The following is an 18,907-nucleotide window of genomic DNA, read 5'->3' as shown; positions in this document are numbered from 1 at the left end:
TAACGCTTATATTGAAAAAGTTACACACAACGCCACAGGAGACAAGTGACGCATGGGTAAAGTAGTTGGCATTGACCTCGGAACAACAAACTCAGTAGTAGCCGTCATGGAAGGCGGCAAACCGGTTGTGATTGCCAATGCAGAAGGGATGCGGACAACTCCCTCGGTAGTCGCTTTCACAAAGGAAGGAGAACGCCTTGTGGGACAGATGGCCCGACGCCAAACTGTTCTCAACCCGCAAAACACCTTTTACGCCGTCAAGCGGTACATCGGACGCAAATATACCGAACTGACTCCAGAATCAAAGCGCGTCCCTTACACAACTCGCCGCGACGACAACGGGAACATCAAAGTCAAGTGTCCCCGCCTGAAAAAAGATTTTGCCCCAGAGGAAATTTCGGCGATGGTGTTGCGGAAACTGGCCGATGAAGCTAGCCGCTATCTGGGACAAGAGGTGACGGGGGCTGTAATTACTGTTCCCGCTTATTTCAACGACTCGCAGCGACAGGCGACGCGGGATGCGGGACGAATTGCCGGACTTGAAGTTAAGCGGATTTTAAATGAGCCGACGGCGGCTTCTTTGGCTTACGGTTTGGAGAGGCGAGAAAGTCAAACTATTTTAGTGTTTGATTTGGGCGGCGGTACTTTTGATGTCTCTATCTTAGACGTGGGAGACGGAGTATTTGAAGTTAAAGCAACTAGCGGCGATACTCAATTAGGTGGCAATGATTTTGACTCCAAAATTGTTGATTGGTTGGCAGAACAATTCTTAGAAAAAGAAGGCATCGATCTGCGGAAAAATCGCCAAGCTTTGCAGCGCTTGATCGAAGCGGCAGAAAAAGCCAAGATTGAGCTGTCGGGAGTCGGTGTCACCGAGATTAATTTGCCGTTTATCGATGCGAACGAAGACGGGCCTTTGCATCTGGAAACGCGACTAACTCGCGGTCAATTTGAGGGGCTGTGCACAGATTTGGTGCAGCGGCTACGGCGTCCAGTCAAACAAGCTTTGGCTGATGCAAGTTTGAGTCCTTCTCGCATTGATGAAGTTGTGCTAGTCGGCGGTTCGACTCGCATTCCTTTGGTGCAGGAAGTTGTTCGCAACTTGATTGATAAAGAACCGAATCAAAATGTCAATCCCGATGAAGTTGTGGCGGTGGGTGCGGCAATTCAGGCGGGTATTTTGGGTGGCGATGTCCGCGATGTGCTGCTGTTGGATGTGACGCCGCTGTCGCTGGGTTTGGAAACGATCGGCGGGGTGATGAAAAAACTGATTCCGAGGAATACTACTATTCCCGTCAGGCGATCGGACATTTTTTCGACTGCTGAAAACAACCAAACTGTGGTAGAAATTCACGTCATCCAAGGGGAACGGGAATTAGGCAGAGATAATAAGTCTTTGGGACGGTTTAAACTAACTGGAATTCCGCCGGCACCGCGGGGGATTCCGCAGGTGCAAGTAGCTTTTGATATTGATGCTAACGGGATGCTGTTGGTGACTGCTTTGGACAAAACTACCGGCAGGGAACAAAGCATTACTGTACAAGGTGCTTCGACGCTGAGTCAGCAGGAAGTGAATCAAATGATTCGCGATGCGGAACAGTTTGCTCAAGCTGATAAGTTGCAGCGGGAAAGGGTAGAAAAACGCAATCGCGCTGAAGCTTTAGCTTATCAAGCTGAGCGGCAGTTGCGAGAAGTTGCGCTCGATCGCGGAATGCAGTTTGCTCAAAGAAGTCGCCAGCGAATTGAAACTTTAATTCGGGAATTGCGAGACAGTTTGGAACGCAATGATGAGCGGGGAGTTGACCAAGTTGGTTCGGATTTGCAAGATGCTCTTTACGATTTGAGCCGGGAAGTTTCAGCTTTTGCTGATGATGACGATGATGATGATTTCTTTGAGTCTGTGAAGCGGACTTTTACGGGCGACGGTACCAAGCGGCGCAGCGATGACAGCAGCTATTATACCAATGCTAAACCGTACAGGCGATCGACTGTCGATCCAATTCCCGATCGCCCCTATGATCGCACCGGCGATCGTATGAACGATCGCATGGGTGATCGCATGGGCGATCGAATGGGCGATCGTAGAAGCAGTGCTAATCGCCCCACTCGCCCTTATCAAAATCAAAGCGACGATTGGGATGATGACGACGATTGGCTCTAATTAGTGGTTAGTCATTAGTCCCTAGTCATTAGTCCCTAGTTTGAAGCAGGGAAGGAGGATGACTAATGACTAATGACTAATAATTAATAACTCATGACTAATAACTAATGACTAATGACTAACTATGCAGAATTTTCGCAATTACTATCTAATTTTGGGAGTGCCCAAAGATGCCACGGCTGATGAGATAAAAAAAGCCTATCGACGGCTAGCCAGACAGTTGCACCCTGACGTAAATCCAGGGGATCAATCTGCTGAAGATAAGTTTAAGGATATTAATGAAGCTTATGATATTCTTTCCGATATCGAGAAGCGCGCTCAATACGATCAGTTTAGTAAATTCTGGAAACAAAAGGGATTTCAAGGAAAGCAAGGGGTGCGACTTCCCAATTTCAAAACTTGGGGAAACACTAAAACTACCCGGAAAAAACCGACCGAAGATGTCGATTTTAGTGATTACTCGGATTTTAATAAATTTCTCGACCAAGTGCTCGGAAGACGCCGGGAAGTGAGGATGGCGACAGCGAATGATACACAGGGAGTAGCCTCCTCTGAACCGTGGAGTACGGCTTCTAAGAAAACGAGTTATGTGGCTAATTCTCGCCCACCTAGAAGGGATTTTGACGATCGCGAAATGCGACGAGAAACAGTCGATCGCGAAACCAGAAGGGATGTGGACGATCGCGAAATGCGACGGGAAACAGTCGATCGCGAAACCAGAAGGGATGTGGACGATCGCGAAATGCGACGGGAAACAGTCGATCGCGAACCCAGAAGAGACATTGAAGCCAGGCTGACTCTGCCTTTGGAAAGGGCTTATTCGGGCGGTACCGAGCGAATTCGTTTGGAAGATGGGCGAGCGATCGAGGTGACTCTGCCTGCTGCTATGGTATCAGGCCAGCGGATTCGCTTGCGAAATCAAGGTATGGGCGGCGGAGATTTATATTTGAAAATCACAGTTTCTCCCCATCCCTTTTTTCGCTTGGAAATGTCGGATATTTGCTGCGAATTGCCATTGACTCCCAGCGAAGCGGTGTTGGGTGGAGATGTGGAAGTACCGACGCTGGATGGTAGAGTGAAAATGAAATTGCCACCGGGAGTAACGTCTGGAAAGCGGTTGCGGCTGGCTAACAAGGGCTATCCGACCGGAAATGGCGATCGGGGCGATCAATTGGTAGAAATTCAGGTGTTAATTCCCAAAGAAATTAGCGAGGAGGAACGGGAATTATACGAAAAGTTGCGGCAGGTTGAGTCTTTTAAACCGCGTCAGGATTTATCGGTTTAATATAGAGTACGCAATGCGCCAGTTTAATTTTATAAGGGCGCAATAATGCGTGCCTTATATCATGTCAGCTCGATTAACAATAATATCCCGGTCAGGGCGGGTTTTTGAGATGGTCAATTATTGGCAGGTATTGTTGGTGAGGGGAGCCCCTACAAAAATCGCGATCGCTCGACCGGACATGATATTACTACTAATTGTGTACGAAAAATTAGGAGATACTTGGATAAATTTTACTGAGATATTACCTTTAGCCACTTGGCTGTAAATAGACGATATCAAATGCGTGGGTATAGCAATTATTCATCTCTCTCTTCTCTTCCTCTGCGCCCTCTGCGGCCTCTGCGGTTTAATAATTCCGAAACAACCGTAAACGATAGGATTTGTCGCCAGAATAGCCGTTAGCGGAGCCCTCGAAGAGGATCGCACTTTCAGCAATCCCGGATCGCATAAGTAAAATTACTGTTGTGATTCTTCCTGAACTAGCAGAGAATTAATACTAAGGTAATTTTCCCACAATCAGGAGCAGTCTGCCGCGATGACTCAAATGCCCCCTCAATGCAACAATCTGCAAGAGCAAGTTGACTCCTTACTGCAACTGCTGCGTCAGGAATCCTCTTTGCGACAACAAGATATCACGGCGGTACAAGCTTCTCTAAAAAAGGCAATTTCTCCTGAGTTTGAGATTGTGTTTGCTGGCGCTTTCAGTGCGGGAAAATCAATGCTGATTAATGCTTTGCTGGAGCGAGAATTGCTCTACAGTGCTGAAGGACACGCGACAGGTACTGAATGTTATATCGCCTTTGCTGAGCCGGAAAAAGAGCGCGTGGTTCTCACTTTTTTGAGCGAGTTTGAGATTAGCCAGCAAGCTTCTGTGCTTTGCCATCAGTTAGGTTTAGCTACTGAACTTAATATTAATCAAACAGATGTAGTGTCGCTGTTGTCTCAGGGATGTAACATAATTATTGAAACGGAAGGCGGCGAAAATAAATCCGAGGTCGCCAAAAAAGCTAAGGCTTTGATGCTGCTGTTAGAAGGGTTTGAAGCGAATCGCGATCGCATCCAAACTCTCGAAAACGCTACCTACTCGATGGAACAGTTTAACTTCTCCAATCTCAAGGAAGCTGCTAGTTATGCCCGTCGCGGTAGTAACAGTGCTGTACTCAAGCGAGTTGAATATTACTGTTATCATCCGCTGCTGCAAGATGGCAATATTATTATCGATACGCCGGGAATTGATGCGCCGGTGCAGCGGGATGCAGAATTGACTTATGATAAGATTGAAAGCCCGGATACTTCGGCGGTTGTCTGCGTTTTGAAAGCGGCTTCGTCTGGGGAAATGACGACGGAAGAAACCGAGTTGATGGAAAAAACACGGGGAAATCCGGGAATTCGCGATCGACTGTTTTACATTTTCAACCGCATTGACGAAACTTGGTACAACACGCAACTGCGACAGCGCTTAGAAAATCTGATTAATTCCGACTTTCGCGATACTGCGAGAGTTTACAAAACTAGCGGATTGTTGGGATTTTACGGGAGTTTGATTCGAGGGACAACAGGGCGCGATCGATTTGGTTTAAATACAATCTTTGCCACCAGTCAACCGCGAGTTTCTGTAGATGATAAATTAGATTCAGAATTTATCGGTATTAGTGAAGAAACTCCGCAATTTGTTAGTGAATTTAATCGCTACTGTGCGAATTCCGGCAAACTGTCTCCCAGCAAATTTCGCATTTCAGTTAACAGCTACGAAACACCAAATGAAAACTACGTGCGGATTCTTGCAGAGCAAGGACAACCATTAATTACTCAATTAATTCAAGATAGCGGTATCGAAGATTTTCGCACAGCCATCACCCGTTACCTCACCGAAGAAAAACGCCCGCAACTGTTCAAAAATCTCGCTGACGATTTAGAAGATTTGTGCATTCAACTGCGGAAACATTACCAAACAATTCAGCGGAATTTGGACAGCCAGCCCCGCGAAATTGAAGCGATGAAAGCACAAGAACTTTTGCGGCTAAATCAAGAGTTGCAGCAAGTCGGACAGGATTTTCGGGAACATATCGCCGAAGAAGTCAATGAAATGATTATGAACAGATGCGATATTTTCGATATAGACTTTCGGCAATTGCAATCTCGGATGATCCGCCGCTTGGATGAATTGTTAGACGGATTTTCTGTTGAGGCGGCTTACGGACGTACTTTACGCAATCATCCCCGCAATGCTACAGCACCTTTAATTGCTGTTTTAGTTGAAGCACTTTATTATTTAGCTAATCAGTTGGAAGATATTTTAGTAGAGGCTACTAAGTCACTGGTTGATAATTATTTCCAGTATTTGAAAGATAGCGTTCGCAAGTCGGAATACTATCGATTACTCTATCGGTTGTTGGGGAATGATGGGGGCATTGAACAGCAGTTAGAGGAGTTATCAAAGCGGGTTTCTGATGCTTTGGTAAATGCGGCGGGCGTTGAGTGCGATCGCTACGTGCGAGAAAGTCCCCGTTTTTACGACGAAGGCACATTTTCGATTTATCAATTCCGGGAAACATTGCAGCAAACTTCTCAAGGTTTCGACTGCGAAAACATGGTGGACGCCCAACCTGCAATTCGGCAATTATTGCGGCTGGATTTTGAGCCAAAAGTATCTAGAACTATTCGGCAAACTTTCCGCCAAACTGTCAACCAAACCCTGAAAGAGCATTTGTTGCCGCTGGCCCAAAAGCAAGCTGATGATATTTTGCAGAAATACAGTCAAGCCCGCGATTATTTGGAGCAAACTTTGGCACAGGAGGCGGAGGAAAAGATTGCTGGGAATCTGCGGCGGCAAGCTGAGAATGAAGAAAAGATCAAAGAGTACGATCGGGCAGTTTCGGGAATTAATAGTTGTTTGCAGGCGATGAAGTTGCACGAGCATTTGTTGCCTGTAATTGGACAAAATGATAGCGTTTCGGTGGATGGTGAATAATTGCAATTTTGGCGATCGGAAATCGCGGCTACACAGACAAAACCCGCCTTCGCGGGTTGAAAACATTCTTAGTGCGCGGAGGCGGGCATCGTTTGTATAGCGGCGAATTCTATTCGCCGGGATTCTTGCCAAAAGAGAGATACTACTCTAAAATAGTTAGGATGACAGTTTAAATAAATTAGCAATGAATATGAAAAATAAAGTTGATTTGCACAACTGCGGCAATGATGATGCTTTATCTTTTGGTAACGCAATGCTTAAAGTAGAAAAACTCAAGGAAACAGTAAATAGAGTTTTTCCTGAACATGGGTTAGGAGAGACACTCACTAATTCCTTAAGCGAACAGAAAATAATTATTGATGTAGGTCGTGACGGTAATTTTCATGGTGGTAAATTACATAACATAAGATATTTATATGAGAAATGGTTTGGTGAAGGTATAGATTGTGAAATTCTCAGAGTGGGTGCTCAGGGCTGGCAGAAAGGAAAGATTAGACTCAAACTCAATGTCACTATAGAATTTTGCCAAGAGAAACCCGAAGTCGAAGAAACACCAGAAAACAACGAATCAGAAACTAGCCAACCAGAATCCCCCCTCGATGATTTGCGCCGCCAACTTCTCAATCAAGAAAACTCACCCAGCTAATCCATCAAACATCCGCGTTCATTCGCGTTCATCTGCGCTTAAAAATCATCATGTCTAAAACCCCCAGAATTCCCATTCCACCCGAAGTTTGCCGATGGACTTACGGCGCGGTGATGTAGTGTTGGCTCAAGTACCCAATAAAGTTAAGCTAAATAACACTTGTAGAATTCTTACCAAAAACCATTATAATTACAATAGCCAAAACCGGAAATAAAAATGAATGATAACTTTGATTAACTGAAACGTGACGATGTAGTGTCTGTATATTCGGATCACATTTTAGTCACCAACCGCACCTTTACAATAAGTGAGTTTATTGCAGCGATGATGACTCTAATAAAAGCTCAAGCGGGATGGACAGAATTAAAAGAAACTTGGTTTAGAGAAGGAATAGATTGTAAAATACTTAAGCCTGGTGCGAAGAGTTGGCAAAGAGGAAAAGTGAGAATTACTTTAGAGTTTCAGCCTGAAGAGCTTGAAGTTGGAGAAATTGCCGAAACTGGAAAATCAGCAGATACTAAAGTTGTTTCTCCTCTCGAAGATTTGCGTCAAAAAATGCCTAAAGAGAGTTAGCAAAAAAAGATGTCTAAAACCCCCAGAATTCCCATTCCACCCGAAGTCAGAAAATATGTATTTACTCGCAATAAATACCAGTGCCAAAGCTGCGGTCAAACCAAACTAGAAACCCAACTGTCGATCGATCATATCATCCCCCTAGCCCGCGGCGGCAGCAACGACATCAGCAACTTGCAAACCCTCTGCGGCACCTGCAACCAAAAGAAAACCGACAAACTAGACCCGCGCTTCAGGCGACACTTTGACCTGTGATATTTAACAGTATAATAAAATCAGCATTATTCATCTCTCTCTTCTCTTCCTCTGCGTCCTCTGTGCCCTCTGCGGTTAAAAAATCCTACCATCGATAATACCGATAAGGATCGTCCCCCTTCTCAAAATCCGTTCTGTAATCCCAGTGATAAAACTCCCCACTCGAACCGTTAAACACAGATCCATCCGCCTTAAAACTAGCCCCTAAATTAGCCAAAATCTGAGCAGTTGCCCTCGTTTGCCGCCAGCGAGTAAAACGCAAATAAGTCTTAGTATCAGCATTCAAACTGTCCGGTTCAATCTGAGAAAAAATCGCCACACCCTTGCCCACTTTTACCCGACTTAACAAACCGTCAGCGCCGACTTCTCCCCCAGACTTAATCAACCAAGTATCATAAAAAGAGCGCGATCGCAAATCAGAAGCGCTAACCCCCTTCACTTCATCCCAACTCGGAACCGCCAGCGAACCCCCAAAATCCTGCGCTTGCTGCAAACCCACGCCCAAACCCGCAGCAGGCACTTGACGCGGCAAGAAAAACGCCTTCCCGCCAGCATTCAAATAACCGCGCAAATCTGCATCTTTCAGATTCGCTTCTCTCCCCACAATCGCCAAACCAACATCATTAGAAAGCGAACTAGCGCGCTGATAAATTACCCCCAAACTGTCCAACTTTTGGGCATCCTCATCTCCCCCAATTAAAACCACTTGATCCGGCTTTCCAAGTACCGGAGAATTCATCCCGTAACTCACAATTTGTTGCACTAACTGCGCCGCCCCAGCATCTACAGAATAATGGTCTTCCAAATCCAACTCGTTTAAAATCAGCCGCCCTTTTCCGTAATCCAATTCCATCAGCGGCGAATAAGCTAAATCAAACTCAGATTCCAAAATTGGGCGCCAACCGCTGCGGTGTGGTTTCTCAATAGAAGCGCTACTGACACCGCCGCGATTTCCCCAACGCCAGCCGTACCAAGGTTTATTTGCCGGACTCAAATTAGGGCCAGTTTGGATCGTATCTGGATAAGCTTCAAGCAACGTGCTTTCCCCCACCCAATCCCGCAAATCTTCACTGTCTAAACCGCTAATTGCGGGATGGTTGCTGTCAACTGGATAAGCGCGCCGGCTGACGTGGGCAGCAACTCGGAAACCTGTATTTTCCAGCCATTCCCTGCGTTGAGGAAACACAATTGCTTTGCCGCCGTTTCGCACAAAACTTTCTAAACTTCCCGGCCAATTTTCCCCGCTAGAAAATGCTTCCCTACCGATAATTAATAGCGATGAAACTTGCGAACCATTCCACGGTACAAGCTGATAACCTAATTGTTTTAACATGGCCGATGTTTTGCCCGCTGGGTCGAAAATTGTCACCGCATCTTTGATGTTGGATTGTTTGGGAAAAACGCGGAAAGCAAATGTATCAGAATGCGATCGATCGCCCACTCGCGCAGTCAAGCGAATTTCGCCGTCAGCCTTGCTAGAAATGGTATTTGGCAATTTTACGTCAATTGGGAAAAACAGCGTTCCTGCCTGCTCAATCGTCCCTTTTTGCTCGCCTTTTTTAACTTCTTCCCCCCCCACCAAAACCCGCCAATTAAACGCAAATTCTTGCGCCGTCCGCGTATCGTTAATTAACACTACTTGCTTAGCCAGTTTTCCGCCCACAAACAAATTGTGATCTTTCGCAGTAAAAACCGGGCTAGCACCAGCAATCCAAGCCAAAGTCGAGCTATTATTATTCATAATTGCCTCGCCCCCAGGATGAACAGTGTAAGCTTCGGGCTGGTAATAATTCAAAAGATTATTCGATACTTGCTTCAAATAAACTCCCCGGCGACCAGGTTTAAATGCCCCAATATCCACCTTTTTTCTGCCAGCTTCGGAAAGTTCCCAACCATGTCCGTCATTCCAAGGAATCATCCCCCCAGACATTCCAAAAGTCCGCCAACTCCGCCAAGTATTTGTACTGAATAACTGCTGCAACTTTTGAAAAGCGGGTGCAAAATCCAACTCTTTTTTAATATGCCAGTTTTGATACTCCTGACCATTGATAAACTGCTCGCGAATTTTAGATTTATAAGCGGCAGTTTCCAACTCGTAAGCCTGCTTGCCAAAATAAATTGCCGCAAACTCAGTCATCCAAGGTTCGCTGACAATTGCCTGACCAAAACCTTTGCGGGCCCGCATCATCGTTGCGTGCAGAGGAGTCCCAAACTCGACTGCCATGTAGGGCCTTTCCCCGGTTTTGCTCCACTCAGAAATCCACTCTTCTCGTTCTTGCAAGGGAATCAGATTTAAATAAGAATTCAGCGCATAAACATCGCCGAAGTGTGCGCCTTGGTGTACCATCACAGGTCTGGTTCGGTCGGCAGATTTAATCGTCGCTAAAGCGTCATTTCCTAGGGGAGTGTTGACCCGCAAACGCTGGTTTTCCGAGGGACTGAGAGTTCCTTCTACTTTGCTTTTGCCGATGCGACGGGGATTTAAATCGTCAGCGTTGCCGAAAAAATTAGGACTTGTCGCCCACATTAATACTGATGGATGATTGCGGTAACGGCGCATTTCAGTCACCATTCGGTCTTTCCAGCGGTTTTTCCACAGGGGGTTCTTCCACTTGCCGTTCCAAGCGATAGGACTAATGTCTAAAGCGGGAGCCATAATGGGAAAACCTTTGAGGTCTGCTCTTTCGGAAAATAACTCTCGGAAGTGCCATCTACCCCGTTCGTCGTGATTCCAAGGCCACATTTCTGTTATGTTAAAACCTGCTTTTACGTAGCCATCAATTAGGCTGTCAGCAACTTCTACTGTCCCGCCTTGCCAAGTATCGGAGTGCAAGTTTGGTCGCAGCCGAAATTCAGTTCCGTTTAAGAAAAATTTGCGCCCTTCTATCCAAAATTCGCGGAAGCCAAAAGGTTGGTCGTATTGCGTGTCAATGCCGCTGCCTTTTACTTCTAATTGTAGGGTGTAAAGGTTTGGTTCCCCGACATCCCAAAGACGGGGATTTTGCCAATTCCACTGAACTTGTAGGGTTTGAATAGGTTTAGCTTTAACGTTGGCAGTGCCTGTAAATTTTTGTTCTACTTTGCCTTTTTCGTCCAGCATTTGCGCTATTATTTCTACTTGACCGCTTTGGGCAACGTCTTTGAGTTCAATATCTAATTTAACTTGCTTTTTTCGGGTGGAAGTTTGGACGAATACGTCCCTAATTAGCGGGCCTGGGGGAAGGCTCAGAAGCCGTACCTCGCCGATGATTCCCCGCGATTGCAAGTTGGATTTTTCTGTGTAGATTTCTGTGGGGCCCATGATGACGGCTTTTTCCTTTTCATCGGATACTGCCACCACTAAAATAGATAGGGTGTTTTGACCTGGTTTTGCTGCTTTGGTAATTTCAATAGTGCCGTAGGGCCAGGGGATTTGACCGCAGTTAATGCCGTTGACAAAGATGACTGCATCGGTGCTAACTCTGGCTAAGTCGAGAAAAATTCGGCGGTTTGTCCAGTCGCCGGGAATGTCTATTTTTCTCTGATACCAAGCTTTTGATAGTTGTTTACTGTTGAAGTTTTCCCAATCTTTGCCGCTGCCGCGAGTGATGATTCCAGGTACGGATTGGTTGTTTTCTTTTTGCCAGTCTCCGGGTACTTGGATGGAGCCCCAATTTGGCGAGACGGGGGGGTTTTGGGGGTTGCCAACTGCGGGGACAAATTGCCAATTTCCGTTGAGATAGATTTGGGATCGTTTGTTGTCGATCGCCCCGAAGGCCGCGGTGGTAAGATTGGGGAAGCCGATCGATATCGCTGAGCTGCTGGCGAAGTTGGGATTTTGCAGCGCATAACCGACAAATCCAAAGAGGGTGGCGGCTGCGAAAAATAATCCGATAATTTTGGCCAGCTTGTGATTCACTCGCTTATTGCTCCCAGAAATTAGATAATCTCATTTGTCCCTTGATCTATGATAGCAGTTGCTTCAGCAGCAATCCCGCAGCCAATCTGTCTCTGGGAAGATGGCAAAGAGCCGACAAATGTGGTTTTGTATAGAAAAAATAAATACTTAGTTTTAACTAAGTTTTAACAAGGTTGTTTCATCGACATAAGCAATAGTGCTATCGGCTAAACACTAAACAACACTGGACAACCCGTGCATTTGGTGAGAGATAGCCAGTCTCAGCAAATAGCTACGTTACTCCGGTCAAGACACCAAAAAGTGCTTTCCAGCTTTTTGCTCTGTCGTTCAACTTTAAACATCTGTATTTAGCTAAGGAAGTGAGTTGAGCCAAACAAGCCGGAGTAACTTTGACGAGGAAAAAATTACCTGAGCAATCAGAGTTTTAAATAAGATGTCCAACTTTGTCTTTGTTATTGACACCAACAAACGCCCCCTTAATCCTGTTCATCCAGGATTAGCTCGTTTACTTCTTACCCAAAGAAAAGCTGCCGTTTTTCGTCACTTTCCTTTTACGATCATCTTAAAAACTGTATCAGCAGAAATAACTCAGCCTATCCAGTTAAAAATAGACCCGGGATCTAAAACTACTGGCCTAGCATTACTCTCGAATGATGCGGTTATCTGGGGTGCTGAATTAACCCATCGTGGGCAAGCGATCAAAGATTCATTGGAATCCCGCAGAGCCATTCGTCGTAATCGGCGGCATCGTAAAACTCGTTATCGTCAACCACGATTTCTCAATAGAACCCGTAAAAAAGGCTGGTTAGCTCCGACGCTATATCATCGAGTGAAAACTACTCTAACTTGGGTGAATAGGCTCATAAAGTGGGCGCTTATTACGGGTATTTCTCAGGAGTTAGTACGGTTTGATACGCAAGCTTTGATGAACCCGGAAATCAGTGGTACAGAGTATCAAAGAGGCGAGTTAGCAGGGTTTGAAGTCAAGGAATATTTGTTAGCAAAATGGGGAAGGAAATGCGCTTACTGTGGAGTAGAAAATACTCGGTTAGAAATTGAGCATATTTTGGCGTCGAGCAAAGGGGGGACAAATCGGGTTAGCAACCTTACCTTGGCTTGCCATGATTGCAACCAGAAAAAAGGAAATGACCCAATTGAGAAATTCCTAAGTAAGAAACCTGATGTTCTCAGGCGGATTTTAGCCGCTTCAAAATTACCATTAAAAGATGCTGCTGCTGTTAACTCTACCCGATGGGCATTGTACCAAAGGCTTAAAGAAACTGGATTGCCAGTCGATCTTGGGACTGGTGGTCGAACCAAATTCAATCGCGTCAAATTAGGTGTTCAAAAGCGTCACTACTTAGACGCTGCTTGTGTTGGCGTGGTGGAAAAGTTGTCGATAAAAATTACCAAGCCCTTGCTGATAACTGCAAAAGGATGGGGAACTCGCCGAATGTGCACGACTAACAAATATGGGTTTCCCATCAGACATCGTACTAGACAGAAAGCTTTTTTTGGCTTTCAAACTGGCGATATAATTCGTGCTATTTTGCCTACTGGGAAATTTACCGGAACTCATGTTGGGCGCTTAAGTGTTCGCGCAACGGGGGTGTTTGAAATGGTTACACAGGTGGGCAAGGTTAGCCCCGTTAGGGCTAAATATTGCCTTGGGGTTCATAGAGTCGATGGATACAGTTATGCCGCATAATCCACTTTTGTCCACTGAATAAGCGATTAGATTTGATCCGATCGCGCCATCGCTACAGGTCAACCAAAATGAGTCGGTTTCAGGTCTTGCCCTTACCCATTAAATCTTACAGTATTGCTACATTTAGTGCCGGCACGGCTTTACTGCTGACAACTCTGTTACTTTTTTTCTTCGAGGAAGTTCCTGCAATCTTACTTTTTGCCGCTGCGGTTATCGCTTGGTATGCTGGCTTAAAGTTCGCAGAACCAGAAATAGAAATTGAACGTAATATTATTTCCAAAGTAATTGACACGACGGCTTGCTTAATTGTAGTCCTAGACAACCAAGGACGGATTGTGCGCTTTAACCAAGCTTGCGAAAAAATTACAGGCTACTCGACAGCAGAAGTGCTCAATAAATGTGTTTGGGATGTGTTCTTAATCTCCGAAGAAGTAGAGCCAGTTAAAACTGTTTTTACCAAGCTCAATGTCGAAAACTTTAACAGCGAGTATCAAAATTATTGGCGCACTAAAAATGGGGACAAGCGCTTAATTTCTTGGTCGAATACTGTGACCATAGATGGCGATGGTTTGGTAGAATATGTGATAGGAACTGGTATTGATATTACCGATCGCAAAGAAGCAGAAATAGCCCTAGCATTATCCTACACTAACCTAGAAACTCGCGTCAAAGAACGCACAGCAGAACTGACAGTAGCTAAAGAAGCGCTGCAAGCTCAAGAAGAACGATTTCGCTGTTTAAGTTCCTGTTCGCCTGTCGGCATTTTTATGGCCGATTCCCAGGGGCGCTACACCTATGCAAACCCACGCTGTCAGGCTATTTGCGGCTTGAGTTTGACAGAACTTTTAGGAGACGGTTGGGAGAAGTGCATTCACCCGGAAGACAGCGATCGCGTATTGAGCCGATGGCTGGATTATACTCGGCAAGGTGGGGAATATGCGATCGAGTATCGCCTGCAAACACCAGAGGGGATTGTGCGCTGGATTAACGTTTGTTCATCGCCGATGTTCTGCGACTCCGGCGAACTCATCGGATACGTGGGCACGGTGAGAGATGTCACGGAAAGACAACAAGCGCAAGCAGCTTTGGCAAATAGCGAACAGCAACTGAGAACACTGCTAGAAAATACGCCAGATATAATTATCCGCACTGACAAAGAGCTGCGTTATATTTATGTCAATCAAGCCGTTGAAAGAAGCCAAGGAAAACCGCTTTCATTCTTCCTTGGTAAAACCAGTCAAGAAATAGGAATACCGCCAGAACAGTGCCAGATGTGGGATGAAACCCTGCACAAAGTGTTAGAAACAGGTCAAGAAGAAATTGTAGAATTTCAGGCTTTATCAATCAATGGCATCCGAAGTTATCAATCCCGCGTAGTTCCAGAATTTGACAAAAATGGCGTACCAGAATCAGCCTTAATTGTCGCCCGCGATATCACAGAAATAAAACTTGCAGAAACTCAAAGATTGCAGTTAACAATTGAGCAAACAGCAAGGGAAAAAGCGGAAATAGAACAGCAGCGCTCGGCATTTTTAGCAGAAGTCAGCAAAATGCTGGCTGATGCGTTTGACGGGGAAACGGTGCTGCAAAAGGTAGCCGAATTAGCAATAAATTCGATCGCGGATGGGTGCTGCATTCATTTGACCGAAACGGGGTCAAAAGTGCGTCTAGTCGCTGTGGCTCACGCAGAACCCTCCACAGTTGAGACTATTAATAACTTCAGCATCCGCAGTTCGATCGCCGAAAATGCTGTTAACGGCTATCCGCTGGTAATCCGCTGCGGCAAATCCGAACTAATTGCCGAAGTGGATGAGGAGATTTTAGCAGCAGGAGCCGAAAATGCAGCAGAATTGGAAATACTTCGATCGCTCAATATCGGATCTCACGCTTGCGTACCGCTGAGAGCTCGCGGGCGGGTAATGGGTTCCATCACTTGCTTTACCTCAAAGTTTGGCCGCCGCTACAGTGCAGAAGACATGGCAATGCTAGAAGATTTAGCATACCGCGTGGCGATCGCCCTAGACAACGCCAGACTTTACGCAGAAGCGCAACAAGCACTATCTCAAACATCGCAATCCTTTGCCTTAATTGACGCGCTGTTAGAAGCATCTCCCCTAGCCATTTGCTTTCTGGATCGCGAAATGCGCTTCATCCGTATCAATAAAGTCTTAGCAGAACTCCACGGTTTGCCCGCAGAACAGCATATCGGCCAAGATTTCCGGCAATTGTTGCCTGAATCCGCCGCCAAATTTGCCCCGATTATTCAGCAAGTTTTAGACACCGGTCAGCCTGTTTTAAACATAGAATTTAGCGGCGAACCTGATGGAAAACCAGGATATTTCGGCTACTGGGTAGCCAACTACTACCCAGTGAAAAATGAAAGGGGAGAAATAATCGGAGTTGGCCTAATTATCACAGATATTACCGCAGCAAAACAAACAGAATTAGCTTTGCGGGAAAGCGAAATGCGCTTCCGCAGTGTGGTAGAATCTAACATGATAGGCATCGGTTTCTGGGATGGCAACGGGGAAGTTACTGACGCTAACGACGCCTTGCTGGAAATGATCGGATATACGAGGGAAGACTTAGTTTCGGGACAGATTCACTGGAGGGAACTCACGGCGCCGGAATATATAGAACTCGATCGCATCGCCCTCGCGCAAGTCGAAGCATCAGGAAGTTGCGCGCCTTTTGAAAAAGAATACATCCGCAAAGACGGCACGCGGTTCCCAGTTTTAGTCGGCGGCGGAAACTTCCAAGGATGCACAGACAAAGGAGCATTCTTCGTACTAGATATCACCGATCGCAAACAAGCCCAAAATCAACTTCGAGAAAACGAAATACGCATTCGCCGCCAACTAGCAGAACTCGACTTAGTTTACAAAACCACACCAGTCGGGCTGTGCTTTGTCGATACAAATTTGCGCTACATCCGCCTGAACGAATGCCTCGCTGCGATCAACGGGCGATCGATCCCAGAACACATCGGGCGCACCGTTAGAGAAGTAATTCCCGAAATGGCCGATATTGTAGAGCGAATTTACCGCCAAGTGCTGGCGACACAAACCCCCGTGCTCGACTTGGAAATTAAGGCAGAAACCAAGCAACAGCCGGGAGTTTTACGGGATTGGCAAATCAGCTTTTACCCAGTGAGCGATCAATCAGGAACACTCCTGGGAGTCAGCACCGTGATTGCCGAAATTACCGATCGCAACCAAGCAAAACGGGTAATGCAGCAAAGCGAAGCCATATTCCGGCGGCTGTTCGAGTCAAATATTTTCGGAGTTGCGATCGGCGATTTTAGTGGCCGCATCGCCTACGCCAACCAATCCCTGCTCAACATGGTCGGCTACACCCGCTCAGACTTGCTCTCCGGTAAAATGCGTTGGGACAGAATGACCCCCCCCGAATACCTGCATCTCGACGCCTTAGCGGCCGGGGAACTGCGGGTTCAGGGAGTCGCAACTCCTTTCAAGAAAGAGTACATCCGCAAAGATGGCAGTCGCGTGCCGATTCTGATGGGCGGAACCACTCTGTGCGCGGACAACCGCGAACCAGAGACGATCGTCGCATTCTACATCGACTTGACCGAGATCGCGCGGGTGGAAGCAGAACTCAAACACAATCAACAACGGCTGCAAATCGCTCAGCAAGCAGGCAAAATCGGAAGTTTTGAATTGAACATCCAAACCAACGAGGTCGCCTGTACGCCGGAGTTAGAGGCTTTGTACGGGCTGCCTGCAGGCGGTATCGACAGCTATCAAAGTTGGGTGGAAATGGTGCATCCAGACGATCGCACTGTTACCGAACAGCAGGTGCAAGCTGCGGGGGCTTCCGGGGAGGAATTAAACATAGAGTTCCGCATTTGCCGCCCGGACAAAAGCGTGGGCTGGATTGCTTGCAGGGCTAAGGTGTTTGAGGACGATCGGGGTTTGCCTTGGCGGATGATCGGGGTGAACGTCGATATCAGCGATCGCAAAGAAGCAGAAGCAGCGCGATCGCACATCCATCAAACTTTAGAAGCCTTGATTCAGGCTTGTCCCCTAGCAATTACCGTTTTGGACTGCGACGACGGCACTGTGAAAATGTGGAACCCAGCAGCCGAGAGGATTTTTGGCTGGAATGAATCAGAAGCGGTAGGTCAATTTGTGCCCTGCCTTCCCGCAGACAAGCGGGAAGAATTCACGGCTAATTTGAAAAAAATTCGCGCTGGAAAGGCGATCGCGGGCATGGAAACCCACCGCCAAAGGAAAGACGGCAGCTCGCTAGACATCAGTTTGTGGGCAACTCCAGTCCGCGACAGCAACGGCAATATCAACTGTATGTCAATCATCGCCGACATCAGCGATCGCAAGCAAGTCGAGGCCCAACGCGCTCAGTTGCTCGAGCGCGAACAAGCCGCGCGGGCGGAAGCAGAAGCTATCAGTCGCCGGAAAGACGAGTTTCTAGACTCTCTTTCCCACGAATTGCGAACGCCTTTAAATGTGATTCAGGGGTGGGCACAGATCCTGCGCGCCCACCCCAACAACCAAGATAAATTAGCTTCGGGTTTGGAAGCCATTGAGCGTCAGTCGAAGGTGCAGATCCAGCTAGTGGAAGATTTGCTCGATGTTTCCCGGATTATTCAAGGCAAACTGGTTCTGAAACCCGGCTGGTTCTACATGGTAAGGACGATCGAGGCGGCTCATAATTCAGTTCGTTTGGCAGCCGATGCCAAGTCTGTCACCATTTCGTTAGAACTTGACCCCGCAGTCAGCTTGATGTGGGGCGACGCCCAGAGGTTGCAGCAGGTAGTGTGGAATTTGCTGAGTAACGCCGTGAAGTTTACGCCTTCGGGGGGAAATGTGCAAGTGCGCTTGTCTGCGGTGGCTGTTAGCGATTCTTCATCACCCAATTACGTGCAAATTACTGTCAGCGATACCGGAAAGGGCATTCCTGCTGAGTTTCTGCCCTACGTGTTCGATCGCTTCCGACAAGCAGACGCCTCGAAAACTAAGGCTGACAGCGGTTTGGGACTGGGATTGGCGATCGTCGAGCACTTGGTGCAACTCCACGGGGGTACTGTGACTGCGGAAAGTCCCGGTAAAGACCAGGGTGCGACATTTACGGTGACACTGCCACTCAAACAGCCTCGGAGTAAGAAGGGGCAGTTGAGAGGAGTCGCCGCCGGATATTTTAGTCCGTGATATCGCTATGCCGATTGAGGACGGCTACTCGCTGATCCGCAAAGTGCGATCGTCCGCATCCGACAAAATCAAGCGCTTGCCGGCCGTGGCGCTGACAGCTTATGCTAGCGAACAAGACCGCGATCGGGCGATCGCCGCTGGTTACAACTCACATCTTGCACCATTCTCGCTTAACAGGCTTTTCGGCCTGTTCCACAAGAAAATTCACTCTTTGTGGAACAGGC

The 18,907-nt window shown here is 46.9% G+C and carries 10 protein-coding genes; 9 read left to right on the top strand and 1 reads right to left on the bottom strand.

All coding sequences use genetic code 11. The features are described 5' to 3' along the window. The first annotated feature begins 52 nt into the window (after positions 1-52). The 6 genes from dnaK (at position 53) to QUB20_RS09065 (ending at position 7,891) form a co-directional block, all read left to right on the top strand. Complete coding sequence (gene dnaK / locus QUB20_RS09090) at positions 53-2,161, top strand: molecular chaperone DnaK (RefSeq protein ID WP_333249414.1); 2,109 nt, start codon at positions 53-55, stop codon at positions 2,159-2,161. 124 nt (positions 2,162-2,285) lie between these two features. After that, positions 2,286-3,446, top strand: coding sequence for a J domain-containing protein (locus QUB20_RS09085; protein ID WP_333249412.1), 1,161 nt, complete (start codon positions 2,286-2,288; stop codon positions 3,444-3,446). Between the two features lie 535 nt (positions 3,447-3,981). Continuing rightward, positions 3,982-6,417, top strand: a complete 2,436-nt coding sequence (locus tag QUB20_RS09080) for a dynamin-like GTPase family protein (RefSeq protein ID WP_333249410.1) — start codon at positions 3,982-3,984, stop codon at positions 6,415-6,417. A 184-nt stretch (positions 6,418-6,601) separates the two neighbouring features. Then, the gene (locus tag QUB20_RS09075) at positions 6,602-7,063 is read left to right on the top strand and encodes a KGK domain-containing protein (protein WP_333291304.1); all 462 of its coding nucleotides are present in this window, start codon (positions 6,602-6,604) and stop codon (positions 7,061-7,063) included. Between the two features lie 255 nt (positions 7,064-7,318). Beyond that, the gene (locus tag QUB20_RS09070) at positions 7,319-7,636 is read left to right on the top strand and encodes a KGK domain-containing protein (protein WP_333249405.1); all 318 of its coding nucleotides are present in this window, start codon (positions 7,319-7,321) and stop codon (positions 7,634-7,636) included. 9 nt (positions 7,637-7,645) lie between these two features. Beyond that, the gene (locus tag QUB20_RS09065) at positions 7,646-7,891 is read left to right on the top strand and encodes an HNH endonuclease (protein WP_333249403.1); all 246 of its coding nucleotides are present in this window, start codon (positions 7,646-7,648) and stop codon (positions 7,889-7,891) included. A gap of 85 nt (positions 7,892-7,976) precedes the next feature. Here QUB20_RS09065 and QUB20_RS09060 read toward each other — a convergent pair whose 3' ends face one another. Beyond that, a complete protein-coding gene (locus tag QUB20_RS09060) occupies positions 7,977-11,789 on the bottom strand; it encodes a sugar-binding domain-containing protein (protein WP_333249401.1) in 3,813 nt (1,270 codons plus the stop codon). A gap of 433 nt (positions 11,790-12,222) precedes the next feature. Between QUB20_RS09060 and iscB the strand changes: the two genes are divergently transcribed. From iscB to QUB20_RS09045, 3 genes are all read left to right on the top strand, one after another. Further along, the gene (gene iscB, locus QUB20_RS09055; RefSeq protein WP_333249399.1) at positions 12,223-13,497 is read left to right on the top strand and encodes an RNA-guided endonuclease IscB; all 1,275 of its coding nucleotides are present in this window, start codon (positions 12,223-12,225) and stop codon (positions 13,495-13,497) included. Between the two features lie 68 nt (positions 13,498-13,565). After that, positions 13,566-18,683, top strand: a complete 5,118-nt coding sequence (locus QUB20_RS09050; RefSeq protein WP_333249397.1) for a PAS domain S-box protein — start codon at positions 13,566-13,568, stop codon at positions 18,681-18,683. A 7-nt stretch (positions 18,684-18,690) separates the two neighbouring features. Beyond that, positions 18,691-18,907, top strand: a 217-nt coding sequence (locus tag QUB20_RS09045; RefSeq protein WP_333249394.1) for a hypothetical protein, incomplete at its 3' end; no start/stop codon positions are given.

The sequence above is a fragment of the Microcoleus sp. B4-C2 genome, from assembly GCF_036705265.1.
Lineage (GTDB): Bacteria > Cyanobacteriota > Cyanobacteriia > Cyanobacteriales > Microcoleaceae > Microcoleus.
Note: the sequence above shows the minus strand (reverse complement) of the source record. Positions and strands in the feature narration are given on the sequence as shown.

Excerpts from the sequence above, each read along its gene's own strand:
- dnaK (WP_333249414.1), top strand. The coding sequence starts at position 53 with ATGGGTAAAGTAGTTGGCATTGACCTCGGAACAACAAACTCAGTAGTA.
- QUB20_RS09085 (WP_333249412.1), top strand. The coding sequence starts at position 2,286 with ATGCAGAATTTTCGCAATTACTATCTAATTTTGGGAGTGCCCAAAGAT.
- QUB20_RS09080 (WP_333249410.1), top strand. The coding sequence starts at position 3,982 with ATGACTCAAATGCCCCCTCAATGCAACAATCTGCAAGAGCAAGTTGAC.
- QUB20_RS09075 (WP_333291304.1), top strand. The coding sequence starts at position 6,602 with ATGAATATGAAAAATAAAGTTGATTTGCACAACTGCGGCAATGATGAT.
- QUB20_RS09065 (WP_333249403.1), top strand. The coding sequence starts at position 7,646 with ATGTCTAAAACCCCCAGAATTCCCATTCCACCCGAAGTCAGAAAATAT.
- iscB (WP_333249399.1), top strand. The coding sequence starts at position 12,223 with ATGTCCAACTTTGTCTTTGTTATTGACACCAACAAACGCCCCCTTAAT.
- QUB20_RS09050 (WP_333249397.1), top strand. The coding sequence starts at position 13,566 with ATGAGTCGGTTTCAGGTCTTGCCCTTACCCATTAAATCTTACAGTATT.